The organism is Marisediminitalea alba, assembly GCF_002993365.1.
Taxonomy (GTDB): Bacteria; Pseudomonadota; Gammaproteobacteria; order Enterobacterales; family Alteromonadaceae; genus Alteromonas; species Alteromonas alba.
The window spans coordinates 1-20,394 of the sequence record NZ_PVNP01000095.1; the positions used below are offsets into that span (position 1 = coordinate 1).

General features: G+C 55.1%; 15 protein-coding genes and 1 pseudogene. 9 read left to right on the plus strand and 7 right to left on the minus strand.

Annotated elements, in window-relative coordinates; all coding sequences use genetic code 11:
• Positions 1 to 340: 340 nt before the first annotated feature.
• Positions 341 to 1,390 (minus strand): DNA-binding protein, encoded by a 1,050-nt coding sequence (locus C6Y40_RS10395; RefSeq protein WP_105934539.1) that lies wholly within the window; start codon positions 1,388 to 1,390, stop codon positions 341 to 343.
• 237 nt (positions 1,391 to 1,627) lie between these two features.
• Here C6Y40_RS10395 and C6Y40_RS10400 point away from each other — a divergent pair, with 237 nt between their 5' ends.
• The 3 genes from C6Y40_RS10400 (at position 1,628) to C6Y40_RS10410 (ending at position 4,169) form a co-directional block, all read left to right on the plus strand.
• The gene (locus C6Y40_RS10400) at positions 1,628 to 2,608 is read left to right on the plus strand and encodes a tyrosine-type recombinase/integrase (protein ID WP_476726848.1); all 981 of its coding nucleotides are present in this window, start codon (positions 1,628 to 1,630) and stop codon (positions 2,606 to 2,608) included.
• Positions 2,609 to 2,634: 26 nt separating this feature from the next.
• Entirely contained in the window at positions 2,635 to 3,390 is a 756-nt protein-coding gene (locus C6Y40_RS10405; RefSeq protein WP_050991421.1) for a helix-turn-helix domain-containing protein, read from the plus strand.
• Positions 3,391 to 3,464: 74 nt separating this feature from the next.
• Positions 3,465 to 4,169 carry a sterol desaturase family protein gene (locus C6Y40_RS10410; RefSeq protein ID WP_105934540.1) on the plus strand — a complete coding sequence of 235 codons (705 nt, stop codon included), beginning with the start codon at positions 3,465 to 3,467 and terminating at the stop codon, positions 4,167 to 4,169.
• A gap of 8 nt (positions 4,170 to 4,177) precedes the next feature.
• Here the strand turns inward: C6Y40_RS10410 and cadR are convergent, their stop codons facing one another.
• Positions 4,178 to 4,618 carry a Cd(II)/Pb(II)-responsive transcriptional regulator gene (gene cadR / locus C6Y40_RS10415; protein ID WP_011638890.1) on the minus strand — a complete coding sequence of 147 codons (441 nt, stop codon included), beginning with the start codon at positions 4,616 to 4,618 and terminating at the stop codon, positions 4,178 to 4,180.
• An 85-nt stretch (positions 4,619 to 4,703) separates the two neighbouring features.
• On the opposite strand from cadR, the gene C6Y40_RS10420 reads away from it, so the two are divergent.
• From C6Y40_RS10420 to C6Y40_RS10440, 5 genes are all read left to right on the plus strand, one after another.
• Entirely contained in the window at positions 4,704 to 7,109 is a 2,406-nt protein-coding gene (locus C6Y40_RS10420; RefSeq protein ID WP_105934541.1) for a heavy metal translocating P-type ATPase, read from the plus strand.
• Positions 7,106 to 8,200 carry a signal peptidase II gene (gene lspA / locus C6Y40_RS10425; protein ID WP_105934542.1) on the plus strand — a complete coding sequence of 365 codons (1,095 nt, stop codon included), beginning with the start codon at positions 7,106 to 7,108 and terminating at the stop codon, positions 8,198 to 8,200. The genes C6Y40_RS10420 and lspA (C6Y40_RS10425) overlap by 4 nt, the downstream gene beginning before the upstream one ends.
• Positions 8,201 to 8,218: 18 nt before the next feature.
• On the plus strand, positions 8,219 to 10,165 hold the full coding sequence (locus C6Y40_RS10430; protein ID WP_170308456.1) for a cytochrome c/FTR1 family iron permease: 1,947 nt from the start codon (positions 8,219 to 8,221) through the stop codon (positions 10,163 to 10,165).
• Between the two features lie 151 nt (positions 10,166 to 10,316).
• A complete protein-coding gene (locus C6Y40_RS10435; RefSeq protein ID WP_004213590.1) occupies positions 10,317 to 10,874 on the plus strand; it encodes a recombinase family protein in 558 nt (185 codons plus the stop codon).
• Positions 10,875 to 10,876: 2 nt separating this feature from the next.
• Positions 10,877 to 13,849, plus strand: coding sequence for a Tn3 family transposase (locus C6Y40_RS10440; protein ID WP_105934544.1), 2,973 nt, complete (start codon positions 10,877 to 10,879; stop codon positions 13,847 to 13,849).
• Positions 13,850 to 14,146: 297 nt separating this feature from the next.
• Here the strand turns inward: C6Y40_RS10440 and lspA (C6Y40_RS25170) are convergent, their stop codons facing one another.
• The 5 genes and pseudogenes from lspA (C6Y40_RS25170) to C6Y40_RS10470 form a co-directional block, all read right to left on the minus strand.
• Positions 14,147 to 14,683, minus strand: coding sequence for a signal peptidase II (lspA, locus tag C6Y40_RS25170; protein ID WP_105934545.1), 537 nt, complete (start codon positions 14,681 to 14,683; stop codon positions 14,147 to 14,149).
• 4 nt (positions 14,684 to 14,687) lie between these two features.
• Positions 14,688 to 15,008, minus strand: coding sequence for a P-II family nitrogen regulator (locus tag C6Y40_RS10455; RefSeq protein ID WP_105934546.1), 321 nt, complete (start codon positions 15,006 to 15,008; stop codon positions 14,688 to 14,690).
• 77 nt (positions 15,009 to 15,085) lie between these two features.
• Positions 15,086 to 18,226 carry an efflux RND transporter permease subunit gene (locus tag C6Y40_RS10460; RefSeq protein ID WP_105934547.1) on the minus strand — a complete coding sequence of 1,047 codons (3,141 nt, stop codon included), beginning with the start codon at positions 18,224 to 18,226 and terminating at the stop codon, positions 15,086 to 15,088.
• Between the two features lie 75 nt (positions 18,227 to 18,301).
• The gene (locus C6Y40_RS10465; RefSeq protein WP_105934548.1) at positions 18,302 to 19,243 is read right to left on the minus strand and encodes an efflux RND transporter periplasmic adaptor subunit; all 942 of its coding nucleotides are present in this window, start codon (positions 19,241 to 19,243) and stop codon (positions 18,302 to 18,304) included.
• Positions 19,240 to 20,064, minus strand: a pseudogene (locus C6Y40_RS10470) (TolC family protein); the annotation flags it as partial. The pseudogene C6Y40_RS10470 and the gene C6Y40_RS10465, both read right to left, overlap by 4 nt.
• A gap of 43 nt (positions 20,065 to 20,107) precedes the next feature.
• On the opposite strand from C6Y40_RS10470, the gene C6Y40_RS10475 reads away from it, so the two are divergent.
• On the plus strand, positions 20,108 to 20,394 hold a 287-nt coding region (locus tag C6Y40_RS10475; protein ID WP_146129536.1), incomplete at its 3' end, for a helix-turn-helix domain-containing protein.

Below are 20,394 nucleotides of genomic sequence, written 5' to 3' on the forward strand. Positions count from 1 at the left end.
TAGGACCAGCGGGGGCATTTGAACGAAAACCTACGGTTTTGAATCCTGTGGCACCCTCGTAACCGTAGGTTTTCGTTTGATAGCCGTTAATCCCTGTATTTGAGGTTCGGCTGCATTCGGCCGGTAAAAGCGTTGAATTTAGCCACAAAACCTATAACACATTGATAATATGTAGGAATATCAATATTCTTTTTCCACCTGACGTTGGTCGAATCGATGCTTCTCCTTGGCCTGCAGGGTCTTGTGGAAGAACCGACAAATTTGCCAAGTTTGCTCGTTTAGGGGCTGGCAACGATTTCTGCATTTGCAGCCAGACGATCAAAACACATCCATTAAATCGTTATAGCGAACTTTGAAGCTGTTTAAACTGCCCTTGGATCACTGCTTTTTCCTGAAGAATCACCTTATTCTCATCGGTCAGAAATGCCACTTTATCCTGGGCGGTTTTCAGTTCGGCTTTGGTGGTCTCCAGTGCGTGGGATAACACGGCCACTTGCTTATCGACATCTGCTTTCTGAGTGGTGAGCGCGGCCATGTTTTCCGACAATTGCTCATTTTTATGCTGGTATTCCCGGCACCTTGTCACGGCTTCTTCATACTCGTGTTCCAGGTTCTGGATATCTTCCATCTTTGCGTTCAAGTCGCTATTTAGCGCCGCATTGGCCCGTTTTAATTCATCGGCATTTCGTTGTAACTGCGCGTTGATGTCGAATAGCTCGGACGCTCTCGACTCAGTCTGTGCGAGCCGGTGTTGCAGATCCTGAATCTGATCATTTAACCCCTGGTTAACTATACGGAACTGTTCGCGCTCCTGCTGGCGGTCTTCGGCAGTGCGCTGCTGGTAATGTTCGAAATGATCGCGAATATCCCGGTTTTCTTGCCTGAGTTCACTGACACTCTCCTTCAAGTCGTTGGCTCGCGTAAGAGCTTCGTCCCGCTGAGACTCGGCCTTTGCCAGCCTGACGCGTGCGTCTTCCAGGGACTTGTCTTGCAGGCTTTTTTCCTCGGTAATTCGTGCTATCTGGTTCTCAAGGTCCCGTTGTCGGGCAGTAAGTTGCGCGATGGTGTTGTTGGCATAGGTCAACTCTGTGCGGAGTTCTTCCTTTAAAGTCTCGAATTCCTGGCGACCTTGTTCGATACGGTGGTCGGCCATCTGCTGTACCCGCTCATGCAGGGACTTTACCACCTCGATGAGGTCGTTCGGCAGTCCACTGACATCGGCCGCCTCCCCATTGTCTGACCGCCAACGCTTGAGCAATGGCGCGATGGTGCTTTTGCTGCCGGTGCCCAGATGCTCGCGCACCCTATCCACCGTGGGTTCCTGGCCATGTGTTTTAATGACTTCAGCTGCTTTAGCGATATCGTGATAAGTGACTCCGGCACGGGCCATGGTGATTCCTCTCGGATTATTTAGTAACATATTACATAACACGTAATATAACATTATATATGTGTTTTTCAAGATCGCTTGAATTCAAGATACTAACCACCGATAATCTACCTTATCGTAGGTTAATGGATCTTGACGTAAATTTTCGACTTGTAACGCCGGTACATAGCCGCCTTTTGAGCGACATCGAAGGAAATCCTATTCATGAACAACAAACCGCCAAAACCGGCTAGCAACTTGCCATTACGTAATGAGGAATCGACCCTGATTGAACGTCAGGAAGCCGAATCATTGCGGCACTACCTCCAGGCAGCGACGTCCGACAACACGCGCAAAGCCTACCGCTCGGCCATTCGCCAATTTGAAAAATGGGGTGGTCGCCTGCCCTCGGATCGGGATACTGTCGTGCGTTACCTGCTGGCCAGAGCCGAATCGCTCAACCCCCGGACCCTGGATCTGCACCTGACCGCCATTAGCCAATGGCACCATTACCAAGGGCTCATCGATCCGGTAAGCGATCCGTTGGTCCGCAAAACCATGGAAGGCGTTCGTCGTACTCAAGGCCAACCCAAACGCAAAGCCAAGGCATTACGTTTGGAGCACATTGCCCAGATGGTGAATCACTTGCGGCAACTGCCTGACACCAAAAAGAAACAGCGGGATATCGCGCTGGTGTTGACCGGCTTTTTTGGCGCCTTTCGTCGTAGCGAATTGGTGGCCATTCAAATCGGTGATCTGGTGTGGGAACCAGAAGGACTTCTCATCCGGCTGTCTCGTTCCAAGACCGATCAACAAGCCATGGGCTTAGTGCGAGCATTACCTTTCGGTGCACCAGGCTGCTGTCCTGCTATGGCCATGAAGAACTGGATAGAATTGGCTGATATCAATGAAGGTCCGGTTTTTCGTCCCGTTAACCGTTGGGATAAGGTTCAACCCAAAGCACTGAATCCCGGTGGCATTAATCAATTACTCAAGACTCTGGGCAACGCCTGTCAGTTCGATTTCGTGCCGGACTTGAGCAGCCATAGCTTTCGGCGTGGCCTCTCTACATCGGCAGCGAGGGAAAAAATCGACTTTGAGTTTATTAAGAAACAAGGCGGCTGGAAGAGCGACGCTACCGTATGGGAGTACATCGAAGAAGGACAGCAATTCACCAATAATGCCTCATTTATCCTCCTAGAAAAGTTGCAAGCGCTTATAGACAGTCAACTACAATGAAAAGCTGCCTTTGTAGAGATAGGGTAATGATCACAACAAATACTTTAGTGAACCCATGGCGCGGCTCAGTAGCGATAACACCAGGTATCGGTGCGTTCCTCGGCGAGTCAGGAGACAATAAGCCCCATAAACATTGGGCGCATCAAATCGCGATCGGTTTAGATGCAAACGTTGAAGTCATTTCCAGCGAAACACGGCACAAAGAAAAGGGGTTATGGATACCGGCTGGAGTTACTCATCAATTGATAATGGCCGAGGTACTGTGTATTTATATCGATCCAACCCATGATATTTGCAAAGCCTTGCTGCCTCACATAAAAAATCCGTTGATGCAACCCATTGGGACACTCCGTGAGGAATTCAATACAGCGTGTTTATCTCGCTTTACTGCCACGGAAAACCTTTCATTCGAACTGGAGGCTTTCGAGCGTCACTACCGGCACGATCAAACATCTGATCCAAAGAGCAGATTGAGCCACATTTTAAAAGCATTACATGCCGAAGCCATGGATGGGCGATCAATCTCTAGAGCCGAGTTGGCAAAGAAAGTTCGTCTTTCCCCAAGTCGTTTTTCCCACTGGTTTTCCGAAAGCACCGGCTTACCTTTACGCAGCTATAAAAAGTGGTTAAAACTATTAACGGGGTTTGAGTTATCACGCCAAATGTCACTCACCGATGCGGCAATTGCATCGGGATTTTCCGATCAGGCCCATTTCTGCCGGTCTGTTACCGAGGCTTTTGGCGTTTCCCCGGCAGTTATTCAACGGCTTTTGTCAGAATAAACAGCACTTTCGTTCAATGTGGCTACGTGTAAACATGAGATGCTGAACACTCTCAATCAGCGAGGAGTGTTAAAATGATTCGTAGCATAACGTGGTTGGTTAGGCTCCTGTATTTGCCGTTGTTTTTGCTCGTCGGAAATGGCGTCGCTATCTATCTTGTTACCGAGGGTTTCAACCACGGTTGGCTGGTATTTTTGATCTTGGTATTTATAGGAATTTCCTTCGCCACCGAAAAACTGACACCCTATGATCGTGAGTTTAATGAACCGCAACAAGATCAGCGACGCGATCTTCTTCACGCCTTTATGAACGAGTCACTTAATGTTATTGGCGTTGCTGTACTCCCGTTATTTGGTGGCTTGCTGGTCTTGGCACCGATATGGCCTTCCGGGTGGCCGCTGGCTTTCCAGTTACTATTGGCGATCCTCATTTCTGATGTTGGCATCACCCTGGCGCATTTTGCCAGTCATCGCCTCTCTTCACTGTGGCGCCTTCATGCCGTTCATCACAGCGTAAAACGGCTATACGGTTTTAATGGTCTTATGAAACATCCATTGCATCAATTGATAGAAACCGTCGCAGGAACGACACCATTGCTCTTTGTAGGAGTGCCACAAAATGTCCTGATGTTGTTGGTGGTTGCAGTAGTGCTTCAATTACTATTGCAGCACTCGAACGTGGCGTATTTTACTGGACCGCTGAGGAGGGTTCTCGCAATCAACGCGGTGCATCGTTTCCACCAGGGGTCGCCTCAGAAAACGGAAAATAAAGCACGCTAAGCCCTTACTTACCCAGATGTTTGACTGTTCGTGGCACTTTCACCATGGCAATTGCAATTGCCCAACCCTTGCAAAATGCCGCACGCCTCTACAGATCGAGAGCCAGAACACTTCTCGCGCAAATCAACCAAGTGCCGTTTTAACTGCAACAGCGCGGACACACGCATTTCCACCTGTTGAATATGGGCCTCCAGCAGCGTGTTGACCTCCCCACAGTCCTGCATCGGGTTGTCTCGCAGACCCAGCAATGCGCGAATCTCGCTCAACGTCATCTCGAGCGAACGGCAATGACGGATGAATTGCAAGCGCTCAATGTGCGCCTCACCGTACAGCCGGAAGTTGCCACCGCTTCGCGCTGGCTTCGGCAGTAGCCCTTCCTTCTCGTAGTAGCGGATGGTCACGACCTCGCACCCAGAGCGCTTGGCGAGGTCGCCAATTCTGATTTCCATGCATCAATCTCCAATTATCACTTGACTCTATAGTGACTATAGAGATTTTAATGGAGGCTGAATAGAAGATTTTCAGGAGTTACTCATGAGCGAATGCGCTTCAAAGGGGTGTGGCTGCACGACTGAGCCGATCATCCAACCCACGGCACCGGCCCCGCTGGCAACCGGATCGGCTCAAGCGGTGTACCGCATCGAGAACATGGATTGCCCGACCGAAGAGGCGCTGATCCGAAGCAAACTGGCCGGTCTGGCGGGGGTGGCGGGTCTTGAATTCAACCTGATGCAACGTACCTTGGCCGTGCGACACGAATTGCCTTCGTTGTCTCCCGTCGAGCAGGCGCTGAAGGCCATCGGCATGCAAGCTGTGCGCATGGATCAGGCGTCGGCCGAGCAGACGACCAAGCTGTCCATTGCCAAGATGGATTGCCCGACCGAAGAGACGTTGATCCGCAACAAGCTCGGCACCGTGGCCGGTGTTGCTGATCTCGATTTCAACCTGATGCAGCGCACGCTGTCGGTACGCCATGCGAACCAGGTTCTGCCAGACGTGCTCGTGGCACTGCAAGCGCTTGGATTCGAGGCGCAGGTAATGGACACCGCAGAGGCCGCATCGCCGTCCGCGTCCCCTGTGACCACGCCGACTAACTGGTGGCCGCTAGGCATCTCCTTGCTCACTGCATTGGCAGCCGAGGCGGTCTACTGGCTCCACAACGGCAATCATTGGTCGGTTGTCGTTCTGGCGCTCGTTTCGGTCTTCACAGGTGGCCTCTCCACCTACAAAAAGGGTTGGATCGCGCTCAAGAACCTTAATCTCAACATGAACGCCCTGATGTCGATCGCCGTCACGGGTGCCATGTTGATCGGTCACTGGCCCGAAGCGGCGATGGTGATGGTGCTCTTCGCGCTGGCCGAAGTGATCGAAGCCAAGTCGCTGGATCGCGCTCGCAACGCAATCCGTGGCCTGCTCGACATGACCCCGGAACAGGCCACAGTGCAACAGGCTGACGGCACATGGCGCGAGGTGAGCGCAAAGCAAATCGCCATTGGCAGCCGCGTCCGGGTCAAACCGGGTGAGCGCATCGCCCTTGATGGTGAGGTGCTTGAAGGCCGTTCTACAGTCAACCAAGCCCCGATCACGGGCGAAAGCCTCCCGGTCGAAAAATCCCCCGGTGACCCGGTGTTCGCAGGCACCATCAACGAATCCGGGTCATTCGAGTATCGCGTCACCGCCGTGGCCAGCAACTCCACACTGGCCCGCATCATTCACGCCGTAGAGGCTGCTCAGGGGAGCCGTGCGCCGACTCAACGTTTTGTCGATCAGTTCGCCCGCTGGTACACGCCCATTGTGTTCGGCGTTGCCATCGCCGTCGCGTTGTTGCCGCCGCTGTTCATGGGGGCGGCATGGCTCGACTGGATCTACCGTGCATTGGTTCTGCTGGTGGTCGCCTGTCCCTGCGCGCTGGTGATCTCTACGCCGGTCAGCATCGTCAGCGGCTTGGCCGCCGCCGCCCGCCACGGCATCCTCATCAAGGGCGGCGTCTATCTGGAAGAAGGCCGCAAGCTGCGTTGGCTGGCTCTGGACAAGACCGGCACGATCACGCACGGCAAGCCCGCACAGACCGATTTTGTCACCTGGGGCAATGCACTCGCCTCGGACAGCCGCAGCATCGCGGCCAGTCTGGCAGACCGCTCCGACCATCCTGTATCCAAAGCGGTGGCACAAGCCGCGCAGACGGATGGGGTTGCCTTGCTCGACGTGGCCGAATTCAACGCGCTGCCCGGTCGGGGTGTGCAGGGCCAAATCAACGGTGAAACCTACCATCTTGGCAACCAGCGGATGCTCGAAGAGCTGGGGCAGCGTACTCCCGAGCTGGAACAGCGCATCGCGGCGCTGGAAACCATGGGTAAAACTGTCGTGATGTTGGTCAGCGCAAAAGGGGTTCATGCCTTATTTGCCGTAGCGGACACCATCAAGGAAAGCAGCAGGAGCGCCATTGCCGAGCTTCATGCACTGGGCATCAACACCATGATGCTGACCGGCGACAACCCCCACACGGCACAGGCCATTGCCGCACAAGCCGGGATCGACCGTGCGCAAGGCAATCTGCTCCCAGACGACAAACTGCGCGAAGTTGAGCTACTGGCCATAAAGGGCAAGGTCGGCATGGTCGGTGATGGCATCAACGATGCCCCGGCCTTGGCGCGTGCGGACATCGGCTTTGCCATGGGAGCGGCTGGCACAGATACCGCCATCGAGACCGCTGACGTGGCCCTGATGGACGACAACCTGGGCAAGATTCCGACCTTCGTGCGCCTGTCGCGTGCGACGGCGCAGGTGCTGATGCAAAACATTGTGCTGGCCCTTGGCATCAAGGCAGTATTTCTGGTGCTGACCTTCACGGGTCAAGCGACCATGTGGATGGCGGTGTTTGCTGATATGGGGGCCAGCTTGCTCGTCGTTGGCAATGGCTTGAGGCTGTTGCGCAAATGAGCTGGAAATTCTTTCTTTACGACTGGGGTGGTCTGAACATCGCGTTGTTCCAAGCCATCAACATGAGCACACCTGCAGCGCTGGAACCGCTGGCATCGTTCTTCAACCTTGTGATAGGCAACTACTGGACTGCGCCACTGATGCTCTTGGCGATGTGGGGATGGTCAAAGTCGGCACCTGACCCAACGCGGGCCGATGCCATCAGGTACAGACTCAGAGTCTTTAGCGTGGCCTTTGCGTTGGCATTTCTCGTCGCCACCATCTTGAAGCTATGGATCGACTTTCCACGCCCGCCTGCCGTTTTTGGCGACATGGTGCGCGTTATCGGGGGCATCGAACGACACTACAGCCTGCCCAGCGGGCATGCCACCTATGCGGCGCTGGTGGTCGGAGCGCTCTGGCCTTTGATAGGCCGTCGTGGCCGCATCGGCTTGGTGTTGTACGCCGCATTGGTCGGTTGGTCACGCATCGCAGCCGGAATGCACTTCCCTGCCGATGTGCTGGCGGGGTGGGTACTTGGATTGAGTTGCACGGCGCTCGCCGGGTGGCTGATGCCGCTGGCCGCCCCTGTGTGGCAATCGGCTCGCCGCACATCGACTTGGGTCTGGTTCGCAGTGGCCGCCAGTGCTGTCATGACCGATCAGCTCGCAAAGTTCGCCATCACCCGCACGTTTGCCTACGGTGAACAGGTCGAAGTCACGCTCTTCTTCAACCTCGTCCATGTCCTGAATCCCGGCGCGGCATTCAGCTTTCTGGCGAACGCTGGCGGCTGGCAACGTTACTTTTTCATGGCGCTGGGTCTGGTCGTTTCTGCTTGGCTGGGTCGCATGCTGTGCCAGCAGCGGCCACGCCTCGAAGCGGTGGGCTACAGCCTGATCCTTGGTGGTGCGATCGGCAATGTCGTGGATCGTGTGCTGCGTGGATCGGTTGTCGATTTCCTCGACTTCCATTGGCAGCTTGTGCACTGGCCCGCCTTCAACCTCGCTGATGTGGCGATCACATCGGGCGCTGCTTTGCTCATCATGCAGATGTTGACCCAAGGCAAGGCACTGGACACCGGAGTAAATGAGAATTATAATCATTCACAATGATATAATCCGAGAATTTCCATGACTTGCCGAGCAACCTATCGCTGGCTGATGACTTTGCTGTTGGCGACTTGTGCGTTGATTGGCGGGCCAAACTACGCAGCCGACACCACCGAACTCAAAGCCAAACAGATTTGGCAACTTCTGGACTACGTCGCCGTCGATTACGGCGGCGCGGTCGCCAACGGTTCCGTGCTGAAAGCGTCGGAGTACGCTGAAATGCAGGAATTTGCCGCTACAGCCGAGCGTCAACTGGGAGAACTGCCTGACCAGACCGATAAAGGCATCCTGTTGCAACAAGCGTCCGCGTTGCGTGCTGCGGTAGCTGCTAAGGCCGATCCGGTCAGCGTGGCGAAGCTGGCGCATGCGCTGTCCAGTGCGGTGCAAAAGACGTATCCGTTTCCAGTCGCGCCGACTGCCATGCCGGTCTTGGCGAAGGGAGGACAGTTGTTTCAGGCGCAATGTGCGGCCTGTCACGGTCAGCAAGGGCGCGGTGACGGCCCTCTGGCGGCATCCCTGAACCCCAAGCCGACCGCGCTGGCCGATCACACGCGGGCGCGTGAGCGCAGCTTGTTCGCGCTGCACCAGATTATCAGCAACGGTGTCCAAGGCACCGCCATGCAGGGCTTTGGCGCGTTGTCGGATGAAGATCGTTGGGCACTGGCGTTCTTTGTCGGCACACTGCCCTATGCGCAAAGCGACAAGGACGAAGGGGCCAAGCTCTGGCAAGCCAATGCGCAAGTTCGCCAGACGGTCGCCAGTCTGGATGCGCTGACGCAAACCTCCGAGCATGTCTTGGCGGACAAGCTGGATGTGCCATCCGCCAAAGCCCTGACCGCCTATTTACGCGCCAACCCGAACGCGCTGAACGTCAACAGCCCGAAGGGCACCGCGATTGCCAAGGCCAAACTCAGCGAGAGTGTGACGGCATTGCTGGCTGGCGACCGCGCAGGCGCGACCAAGCTGGCCTTGTCTGCTTATCTCGATGGCTTCGAGCCAGTCGAACCCGCGCTGGCCACCCGCAATCGGCCGCTGTTCGAGAAGATCGAAGCCGCGATGGTGTCTTATCGCGCCTTGGTTGCTAAAGGCGCACCCACTGACGTTCAGACGGCCCAGCAACGTTTGCAGGGACTGCTGGATGAAGCGGACAAAGTGCTTGCCCCCTCCGAAGACGATGCCGTGGCGGCCTACGTCGGTGCGTTAACCATCCTGCTGCGTGAGGGCTTGGAAGCCCTGCTGGTGGTGGTGGCCATGCTGGCATTTCTCAAGAAGGCCGAACGGCAGGACGTGGTGGTATACGTCCATGCTGGTTGGATTGTCGCGCTGGCGGCTGGCGGGATAACATGGGCAGTAGCGACCTACTTGGTCGGCGTCAGCGGGGCAAGCCGGGAGCTAACTGAGGGCTTTTCGTCACTCTTTGCCGCCGTGGTACTGCTCGGCGTCGGCATGTGGATGCACCAGAAGAGCGTTGCCGGTCGCTGGCAGGTCTACCTCAAGGAAAAGTTGTCCTCTGCACTCAATAAGCGCACGGCATGGTTCCTGTTTTCGTTGGCCTTCGTCGCCGTATATCGCGAGGTATTCGAGACAGTGCTGTTCTTTGCCGCGCTCTGGACAGAGGGGAATGGCTGGCCCTTACTGGCAGGCTTGGGCACCGGCATTGTACTGTTGGCCTTACTTGCGATCATACTGCTGCGTACCAGTGCGCGTCTGCCGATTGGTCAGTTTTTCGCTGCCAGCTCGCTACTGGTGGCCGTACTTGCCGTGGTCTTAGCAGGAAAGGGCATCGCGGGGCTTCAAGAAGCCGGATTGCTGCACACTAGTCCAATCGCAATTCCTCGCATCGACCTGCTGGGCATTCATCCATCGTGGCAAACACTCTTGGCTCAACTCGCCGTACTGTTCACGGCGCTAGTCGCCTTCGCTTTCAATTTGCGTTCGAAACGCCAGATAGTGTCGCCTCAAGGTTGACTCAAGGCATGTGTCTGCTTGAGCTATACCCTAACCTGATGTCAGATGCTTGGCGCAAAGCACGTCAGAATAGAGTTGTAGTTTGTATTTATTGACACAAGCCGCCAAGGGTAATAGATTTCATCCTGACACTTTTACCTTTGGAGGCATCTTGCAAGGTCAACGTATCGGCTATATCCGCGTCAGCAGCTTCGACCAGAACCCTGATCGGCAACTGGAGCAAATCGAAGTCGGTAAGGTATTCACCGATAAGGCTTCCGGCAAGGACACGCAACGTCCCGAACTTGAAAGGCTGCTGGCCTTTGTGCGCGAGGGCGACACCGTGGTGGTGCACAGCATGGACAGGTTGGCACGCAATCTCGATGACCTGCGCCGCATCGTTCAGGGGCTGACACAACGGGGCGTGCGGATGGAGTTTGTCAAAGAAGGGCTGGCGTTCACCGGCGATGACTCACCGATGGCCAATTTGATGCTGTCGGTCATGGGGGCTTTTGCGGAGTTCGAGCGCGCACTGATCCGCGAACGCCAGCGCGAGGGAATCGTGCTGGCCAAGCAGCGCGGTGCCTACCGGGGACGAAAGAAATCGCTGAACAGCGAACAAATTGCCAAGTTGAAACAGCGAGTCGCGGCAGGCGATCAAAAAACCTTGGTGGCCCGTGACTTCGGCATCAGTCGCGAAACCTTGTACCAGTACCTGCGGGAAGACTGATCATGCCGCGCCGCTCAATCCTGTCCGCCACCGAGCGCGAAAGCCTGCTGGCACTACCAGATGCCAAAGACGAACTGATACGGCACTACACGTTCAACGAAACCGACCTATCGGTGATCCGCCAGCGTCGCGGCGCTGCGAATCGATTGGGCTTCGCCGTGCAGCTTTGCTACTTGCGATTCCCTGGCATCTTCTTGGGCATCGATGAGCCTCCGTTTCCGCCCCTGCTGCGCATGGTGGCCGCACAACTCAAGGTGCCGGTGGAAAGCTGGAACGATTACGGCCAGCGCGAGCAGACACGGCGGGAGCACTTGGTCGAGCTGCAAACGGTGTTTGGATTCAAGCCCTTCACCATGAGTCACTACCGGCAAGCCGTGCATACATTGACCGAACTGGCCTTGCAAACAGACAAAGGCATTGTGCTGGCCAGCACCCTTGTTGAAAACCTGCGGCGGCAGAGCATCATCCTACCCGCCATGAATGCCATCGAGCGCGCAAGCGCCGAGGCCATTACCCGTGCCAACCGGAGCATCCATGCGGCATTGGCCGATTCCTTGATACCTGTCCATCGCCAGCGCCTGGACGAACTGCTCAAGCGCAAGGATGGTAGCAAAATGACGTGGCTAGCGTGGCTGCGCCAATCGCCCGCCAAGCCTAACTCGCGCCACATGCTTGAACACATCGAACGCCTCAAAGCCTGGCAAGCGCTTGACCTACCTGCTGGCATCGAACGGCAGGTACACCAAAACCGCTTGCTCAAGATCGCCCGCGAGGGCGGCCAGATGACGCCCGCCGACCTGGCCAAGTTCGAGTCGCAGCGGCGTTACGCCACCTTGGTAGCACTGGCCATCGAAGGCATGGCCACCGTCACTGATGAAATCATCGACCTTCACGACCGCATCATCGGCAAGCTGTTCAATGCGGCCAAGAACAAGCATCAACAGCAGTTCCAGGCTTCCGGCAAGGCGATCAACGACAAGGTGCGGATGTATGGGCGCATCGGTCAGGCGCTGATTGAAGCCAAACAAAACGGCGGCGATCCGTTCGCCGCCATCGAAGCGGTCATGCCGTGGGACACCTTCGCCGCCAGCGTCACCGAGGCGCAAACGCTGGCGCGGCCTGCAGATTTTGATTTCCTGCACCATATCGGCGAGAGTTACGCCACGCTGCGCCGCTATGCGCCGCAGTTCCTGGACGTGCTCAAACTGCGCGCCGCGCCCACCGCCAAGGGTGTGCTCGATGCCATCGACGTGCTGCGCGGCATGAACAGCGACAGCGCGCGCAAGGTGCCCGCCGATGCGCCAACCGCATTCATCAAGCCGCGCTGGGCAAAGCTGGTTCTGACCGACGAGGGTATTGACCGGCGTTACTACGAATTATGCGCCCTGTCGGAGCTGAAGAACGCACTGCGCTCTGGTGATGTTTGGGTGCAGGGTTCGCGTCAGTTCAAGGACTTCGACGAATACCTGGTGCCGATCGAGAAGTTCGCCACCTTGAAGCTGGCCAGCGAATTGCCACTGGCCGTGGCCACCGACTGCGACCAATATCTGCATGACCGACTGGAATTATTGGAGGCGCAACTCGCCACAGTCAACCGCATGGCGGCGACCAACGACTTACCGGACGCCATCATCACCACTGCATCGGGCCTGAAGATAACGCCGCTGGACGCAGCGGTGCCAGACGCCGCGCAAGCCTTGATTGACCAGTCGGCGATGTTGCTGCCGCACCTCAAGATCACCGAGTTGCTGATGGAGGTCGATGAATGGACGGGCTTCACGCGCCACTTCACACACCTGAAGACCGGCGACACGGCCAAGGACAAAACCTTGCTGATGACGACGATTCTGGCTGATGGTATCAATCTTGGGCTCACCAAGATGGCCGAGTCCTGCCCTGGCACCACCTACGCCAAGCTGTCTTGGCTGCAAGCCTGGCACGTTCGCGACGAAACCTATTCGACGGCGCTGGCCGAGCTGGTGAACGCACAGTATCGACAACCCTTCGCCGGAAACTGGGGCGACGGCACCACGTCATCGTCGGACGGCCAGAACTTCCGAACCGGCAGCAAGGCAGAGAGCACCGGGCATATCAATCCGAAGTATGGAAGTAGCCCTGGGCGGACGTTCTATACCCATATCTCCGACCAATACGCGCCCTTCAGCGCCAAGGTGGTCAACGTCGGCTTGCGCGACTCGACTTATGTGCTCGATGGCCTGCTGTACCACGAGTCTGACTTGCGTATCGAGGAACACTACACCGACACGGCGGGCTTCACCGATCATGTGTTCGGCCTGATGCACTTTCTGGGATTCCGGTTCGCGCCGCGCATCCGCGACCTGGGCGACACCAAGCTGTTCATTCCCAAGGGCGATACTGCCTACGATGCACTCAAGCCGATGATTAGCAGCGACAGGCTGAACATCAAGGCTATTCGCGCTCATTGGGATGAAATCCTACGGCTGGCCACTTCGATCAAGCAGGGCACGGTGACGGCCTCGCTGATGCTGCGCAAGCTCGGCAGCTATCCGCGCCAAAACGGCTTGGCCGTCGCCCTGCGCGAGCTGGGGCGCATCGAGCGCACGCTGTTCATTCTGGATTGGCTGCAAAGCGTGGAGCTGCGCCGCCGCGTCCATGCGGGGCTGAATAAGGGCGAGGCGCGCAACGCGCTGGCCAGGGCGGTCTTCTTCTACCGATTGGGTGAAATCCGCGACCGCAGTTTTGAGCAGCAGCGCTACCGGGCCAGCGGCCTCAATCTGGTGACGGCGGCCATCGTGTTGTGGAACACGGTCTATCTGGAGCGTGCCACCAGTGCTTTGCGTGCCCACGGCATGGCGCTGGACGACACGTTGCTGCAATATCTGTCCCCGCTGGGGTGGGAGCATATCAACCTGACCGGCGATTACCTATGGCGCAGCAGTGCCAAGGTCGGTGCGGGGAAGTTCAGGCCATTGCGACCGCTGCCACCGGCTTAGCGTGCTTTATTTTCCGTTTTCTGAGACGACCCCCACCACTTAAATACGGCAGAAGAAGGCGATGTGAACTTCGGGCTTTTTACCACCTTGACGGATCGCCTGTTGGGAACGGCTTATTTTGACTCTGAACGAACGATCGGTACTAAGGATCTTGGTATCGCTTCAACGCCGAATTATCCAGCTGACTATTGGCAACAGTTGATGCAGCCTTTTCAACGGGACAAGACATGAGGTTATTTAGTAATTGATAAATCCGAGAACACGCTCCACATGCCACAGCGGGAGCGTGTTCTCCACTTACCTCATTCCTTTGTTGTTTTCATGGTCGCTGTTATCGCCTTCATCATGAACTTGATGATTCCTACTACCTATGATACTCACAATAAAAATACATACCCCTATGAATATCGCTGTATCAGCCAGATTGAATGCTGGCCAATGAGAATAGCTCCAGTGAAAATCAAGAAAGTCCACTACCGATCCACGCCATACACGATCAACCAGGTTGCCCAATGCACCACCAAGCAGCATCGAATAGCTCGCCGCTTCAAGCCGAGTTGGACGCCGCCGCATTGTCCAAACCAACCAAATCGATACGCCAGAGGCTAATGCAATAAAGAAATAGCGTTGCCAGCCACCAGCATCAGCTAGCAAGCTGAATGCAGCCCCAGGATTCATCATGTGTACGATATTAAGAATTGAGTTAATCTCCACGCGCTCACCGTACTCTATCGTACGCTCAACGGCATACTTACTCGCCTGGTCCATCAGTAATATCAAACCGGAAAGACACAGCCAACCACAAAAGGTGTTTGTCGGGTTAGAGTTCGCCATGAAGTTAATTTTCTTTTCCTCCAATCGGTAGCGCTTGCTCGACAGGGGTGACGTATACCCAACCGGATATGTTGGGTCCGATTTTCCCGGTTTTGCGTATGATAGCCGTCACCTCATCCACCTGATTGTCATCACAGACCAGAGATAATTGTACTTCTGAGATAACCACGCCAGCTTCGGCAGAATAGGCCAATTCCCGCTCTCCGAGGGGCTTCAAAGTACCCTTGATGTCGAGTAGCGATAGGTTTTTGTAACCTGCGTCACGCAGTGCGTCGATGACATCGGCGGATCGAACGTGGTGGATAAAGGCGGTAATTTGTTTCATGTAAATACTCCAAAAAAATTCGCTATTACTGTTAGATGGATCGCGGCAAGAGGATACTTGCCGCGATCCTGAGGGTGTCACTGAGCGATCGGATCGCCGTTGTCATCAATCTCTTTTGGCTTTCGCCAAGCCAGTCGATAAAGGCCGGGAAGTACCAATAGAGTGAGTAACGTGGATGAGATAATGCCGCCGATGACTACCGTGGCCAGTGGTCTTTGGACTTCTGCTCCAGTGCTGGTGTTGAGTGCCATCGGCAAGAAGCCTAATGCAGCCACCAGAGCGACCATCAAAATCGGCCGCAATCTCAACATGGCGCCGCCCTGAATCGCCTGCTCGACGGATTCACCCCGATTGAGCTCATCTCGAAAGGCCGACACCATCATGACCCCCGTCAGTACAGAAACCCCGCATAAGGTAATAAACCCAACGCCGGCTGTGATCGAGAGGGGAATATCTCTTAACCACAAGGCGATAACGCCACCGGTCAGCGCCAGCGGTACGCCACTGAAGACCAATGCCGCATCTTTTGCCGAACCAAAGGTCATCATCAACAGTGCAAAAATCATCACCAAAGTGACGGGGACAAGCAGGCTTAACCGCTGCGAGGCCGATTGCAGTTGCTCAAAGGTGCCTCCATACTCCAGCCAATAGCCGGGCGGCAATTTCACCTGCTGCGCAACTTTGCCCTGAACTTCAGCCACAAAACCACCCAAATCACGACCGCGAACGTTCGCGCTGACAACCAGTCGCCGCTTGCCGTTTTCGCGAGAGATCTGATTAGGTCCAGGGGCCAGCGTGAGACTGGCCACTTCCCGCAGCGGTACGTAGCCGCCCTCTGGCAGCGGTATCGGCAAACGTTCCAACGCGCGCAAGTCGCCCCTTATGCCCTCGGCCACTCGCACCACTATCGAAAACCGCTGGTCGCCCTCAAAGATCAGGCCGGCCTCTTCACCACCCGTGGCGGCGGCGACCACGTCCTGTACATCGGCGACATTCAAACCATAACGATACAGGGCTGAACGATCCGCATTAATGGACAGAATAGGTAACCCAGACACCTGCTCGACCTTAACCCCTTCGGCGCCCTCGATGCCAGTCAATACCGCCGCGATTTCGCTGCCCGATTTAAGCAGCTGGTCCAAATCATCGCCGAACACCTTGATCCCGAGGTCTGATCGCACACCAGAAATCAATTCATTGAAGCGCAGTTGGATCGGCTGGCTGATCTCATAGGCATTTCCCGGCAACAACGTCAGTTTCTCACCAATTTCTTCTAACAGCTGCGCTTTGGTTTTATCAGAATCGGGCCATTCACTGCGATCCTTGAGCATGATATAGCCATCGGAAATGTTGGGTCCCATGGGGTCACTGGCAACTTCGGCCGTGCCGACGCGTGCGAAGTAGGTTTTGACTTCACGGATTTCCAGCACCGCTTTTTCCAATTGAAACTGCATATCCAGAGATTGAGTGAGACTGGTACCCGGTATTCGCAGCGCCTGGATGGCAATATCGCCCTCATCCAGATTCGGGATAAATTCCGTACCCATCCGCGTTGCCAGTGCGCCGACCAAAACCACAAAGATCAGGGCCGCAGACAATACGAGTACGCGAAATTTGAGTGCCCACGCCAAAACCGGGGCGTAAAACCGTTTGGAGTGGCGAACAATAAAATTGTCCTTCTCCTCGATATGCCCCGTCATAAACAGCGCCACGGCGGCAGGGACGAAGGTGAGTGACAGCACCAACGCAGACAGCAAGGCCATGATTACCGCCATGGCCATGGGCGTAAACATTTTGCCTTCCACGCCCGTCAAAGCCAGGATGGGTAAGTTCACCAGAATCACCACTAACACGCTGATCAGACTTGGTGTAAATACCTCGCGGGTGGCCGCAAACACCGTTTGAAAACGCTCATCCAGTTTTAAGGTGCGCCCAAGATGATGCTGTCGCCCAGCCAAGCGCATGATACAGTTTTCGACAATGATCACCGCACCATCCACAATCAAGCCAAAATCGAGTGCGCCCAAACTCATCAGATTGGCGCTGACCTTGGTTTGCACCATGCCCGTCATCAACATCAACATCGACAATGGAATCACCATTGCGGTGAGTAAGGCCGCCCGGACGTTGCCGAGCATGATCAGGAGCACGACGACAACCAATACCGCACCTTCGGCCAGGTTGGCCTGCACCGTGGCAATGGTTTTATCGACCAGTACCGTACGGTTATAAACCGGTTCGGCAATCACGCCCTCGGGCAGCGTCTTATTGATCTCCAACAACTTGGCCGACACATCCTGGGAAACCGTCCGACTATTACCTCCCAGCAGCATGACGGCGGTACCCAATACAGTCTCCTCACCATCGCGAGTAGCGGCACCTGTGCGCAACTCTTTGCCGAATCCGACCTCGGCCACATCAGCCACGGTAATGGGTAACCCGGCTCGACGAGCGACGATGATTTTTTCGATCGCAGGGATGTCAGCCACCTGTCCGGGGGCGCGGATTAAATATTGCTCACCATTTTTTTCAATATAGCCAGCACCGATATTAGCGTTGTTTTTCTCCAGTGCCGCTACTAAATCATCAAAGCTGAGCTGGTAGGCCAGCAGTCTTGAAGGTTCCGGCGTGATGTGGAACTGCTTCTCGAAGCCGCCAATGGTATTGACTTCGGTGACGCCGGGAACCAGGCGTAACTGCGGACGGATCACCCAATCCTGCAAGGTACGTAAGGCCGTCGCATCATAGGGCTCACCATTTTCTTGCAAGGCGCCCGGTTTCGCATGCACTGCATAGTGAAAGATTTCACCGAGTCCTGTGGCAACGGGCCCCATCACCGGACCGATTCCTGAAGGCATCTCGCTTTTTGCCTGCTGCAAGCGCTCGTTGATAAGATTGCGGGCAAAGTAAATGTCCGTGCCTTTTTCAAACACCACGGTCACTTGGGACAGAGCATAGCGTGATACCGAACGTGTACTCTCCACGTGGGGCAGCCCTGTGATCGCCAGTTCCACCAAGTACGTAATGCGTTGCTCCACTTCCAGCGGTGAGTAGCCGGGAGCTTCGGTATTGATTTGCACCTGGACATTGGTGATATCGGGTACCGCGTCGATGGGTAGGTGCTGATAGTTCCAGACACCCAGGGCACCAGTTACCAGCACCAGAAACATCACCAGCCAACGGCGTGCGATGGAAAATTGAATCAGTTTATCGATCATCAGACACTCCTTCGATGAGCGGCAATGAAAATGCTGTTCCGGCCGATGGTATGCAGAATGTCTTTCAGGAAGTGATTAATCATCATCGCCAACCTCCCCTTTACCCAATTCCGCTTTCAAAATAAAACTGTTGTTGCTGACATACACTTCATCTGCGGACAGGCCGGACACTACTTCGCTTAGCTCGCCGTCGGTGCGTCCCAAAGTCACTGTACGTGCTTCAAAACCTTCCTCACCCCGAACAAAAACGACAGGGTTATCCTCGACGATTTGCAAGGCTTCGTTGCGGATCACCATTGGAGCGGCTATTTCGGCGCGGGTGATTTGCGCGTTGACAAAGAGACCGGGTTTCCAAATGCCATTCGGGTTGTCGATCAAAGCGCGCGCCATAATGGCCTGATTACCAGTTTGGCCAAGCGGCGCAATATAGATGATTTTTCCCTCTGCGATATGGGTCGAATCGAGACTGAGAATGCGAACCCGCTGGCCTAATTCAACCTGAGCAACATCCTTGGGAAAAACCGACAGCTCCACCCAAACCGTTGAGAAATCCTGTACTACCAACAACGGGATATCCGTAGTGTGCTCGCCAGCGTTTGCATTCCGCTGGGTAACGGCACCATTGAGTGCGGATACTATCGAATAGGTTTTCAGACTTTCATTCGCTTCCACAGTCACCAGGGGTTCGCCTTTGCGAACCGGATCACCAACACTTTTTTTAACTTCCCGAATAACGCCGTCGAAGCGTGCCGTTACCGACTGTACACGCTCTGCGTTGGTGGCGACGACGCCATATACTGGCAAAACATCGCGGATGGTGCCCGAGGTAACGGTTGCCAGCGTAATGCCGGCATGTTTTATCTGCTCCTGGGTCAGCTCGACGTGGCCTTCTTCACCGTGCTCTTCCTCTTCTCCGTGACCCGTCTCGGCGAAAGTTTGTCCAGACAACAGGGTGATCGCAAAGCAACACGTAATTAGACGGATAAATGATTTTTTTAACTGGGTATTTGATTTCATTGTGGGGTTCCTGAAAATGTGTTGTCTTCGCCATACTGTGTCAAGGCCAAGGGCTCTGCTGTTAGCTGCTCAATTTCTGCACCATAGGTTAAGGCGGCTGCGGCCGCTTCGATCTGGGTGCGCCTGGCGCTCAATAATTCCTGCCGCGCGCTGACATAGTCGAGATACCCGTAGCGACCGCGTTGATAGGCCGCCTGAGTTTCTACCAGGGCCTGCTCAAGGGCGGGAATGATGGCGGTGCGCAGTGCCTCTACCGCGACAATGGCTTGTTTGCGGTTGTGAAAAGCCCGGAACAGTTGCGTGTGTAGATCCAGCAGCATTACATCGCGCTCTGCCAACACCTGATTTTTTTCGGCCAACGCGGTCGAAACGGCGCCGACATTTCGCTTGCCGGAAAACAACGGCATGCTGAAACCCGCTACCAACGCGGTGTCATCGGTTTCCTGCAAGCGACGAACCCCCACCGACCAACTGATATCGGCACTGGATTGGGTTTGAGCAAGGCGTATTTCTGCTTCTTTGAGGCGGGACTCTGCTGCGAATACTTCTATCGCAGGATTTTTTTCAACTTTGGCGTACAACAGGTCGAATGCCACGTCCTCGCCAAACTGGAATAGATCACCTTCCACTTTGTCAAAGTCCGGTGAGGTTACCCCCCACAGGGCAGACAACGACACTTTCAAATAAGCAAGCCGTTGCTGCTCCGAAAGCAAAGCGAGCTTCGCTTGCTCGGCAGCGGCCTGTGCCCGTTTGACTTCCGCCTCGGGTGTCGCTCCCGCCGTAGCCCGCTTTTTCACAATGCGTAATACCAATTGCCTTAAAAGTTTGATCTAATGGCAGTATTCATATTCGAGTGATTTTCATATGCATACCGCCGACGACTTTAAACAATTAGCAAAGCAGACATCCAACGGCCAATTACGGACCCGCTATTTAGCTTTGTATCATTTCAAGAAAGGAGAAACACGTACTCAGATAGCCGCTTACCTTGGGGTTGCCAGAGGCAGTGTTAATACATGGGTATCCAACTATCTGGCTCACGGACTTGAAGGCCTGCACTCCAAACCTAGTCCGGGTAGACCCTGCCAGCTCTCCGTCTCTCAGCGAGAACAGGTCGCACATTTTATTGAAGAAAACGCGGTTAAAAAGGA

Bases quoted from the DNA above. Each gene is read 5' to 3' on its own strand.
- C6Y40_RS10410 (WP_105934540.1), top strand. From the start codon at position 3,465: ATGATTCGTAGCATAACGTGGTTGGTTAGGCTCCTGTATTTGCCGTTG.
- C6Y40_RS10405 (WP_050991421.1), top strand. From the start codon at position 2,635: ATGATCACAACAAATACTTTAGTGAACCCATGGCGCGGCTCAGTAGCG.
- C6Y40_RS10430 (WP_170308456.1), top strand. From the start codon at position 8,219: ATGACTTGCCGAGCAACCTATCGCTGGCTGATGACTTTGCTGTTGGCG.
- C6Y40_RS10455 (WP_105934546.1), bottom strand. From the start codon at position 15,008: ATGAAACAAATTACCGCCTTTATCCACCACGTTCGATCCGCCGATGTC.
- C6Y40_RS10465 (WP_105934548.1), bottom strand. From the start codon at position 19,243: ATGAAATCAAATACCCAGTTAAAAAAATCATTTATCCGTCTAATTACG.
- C6Y40_RS10440 (WP_105934544.1), top strand. From the start codon at position 10,877: ATGCCGCGCCGCTCAATCCTGTCCGCCACCGAGCGCGAAAGCCTGCTG.
- lspA (WP_105934545.1), bottom strand. From the start codon at position 14,683: ATGGCGAACTCTAACCCGACAAACACCTTTTGTGGTTGGCTGTGTCTT.
- C6Y40_RS10420 (WP_105934541.1), top strand. From the start codon at position 4,704: ATGAGCGAATGCGCTTCAAAGGGGTGTGGCTGCACGACTGAGCCGATC.
- C6Y40_RS10395 (WP_105934539.1), bottom strand. From the start codon at position 1,390: ATGGCCCGTGCCGGAGTCACTTATCACGATATCGCTAAAGCAGCTGAA.
- C6Y40_RS10460 (WP_105934547.1), bottom strand. From the start codon at position 18,226: ATGATCGATAAACTGATTCAATTTTCCATCGCACGCCGTTGGCTGGTG.
- cadR (WP_011638890.1), bottom strand. From the start codon at position 4,618: ATGGAAATCAGAATTGGCGACCTCGCCAAGCGCTCTGGGTGCGAGGTC.
- lspA (WP_105934542.1), top strand. From the start codon at position 7,106: ATGAGCTGGAAATTCTTTCTTTACGACTGGGGTGGTCTGAACATCGCG.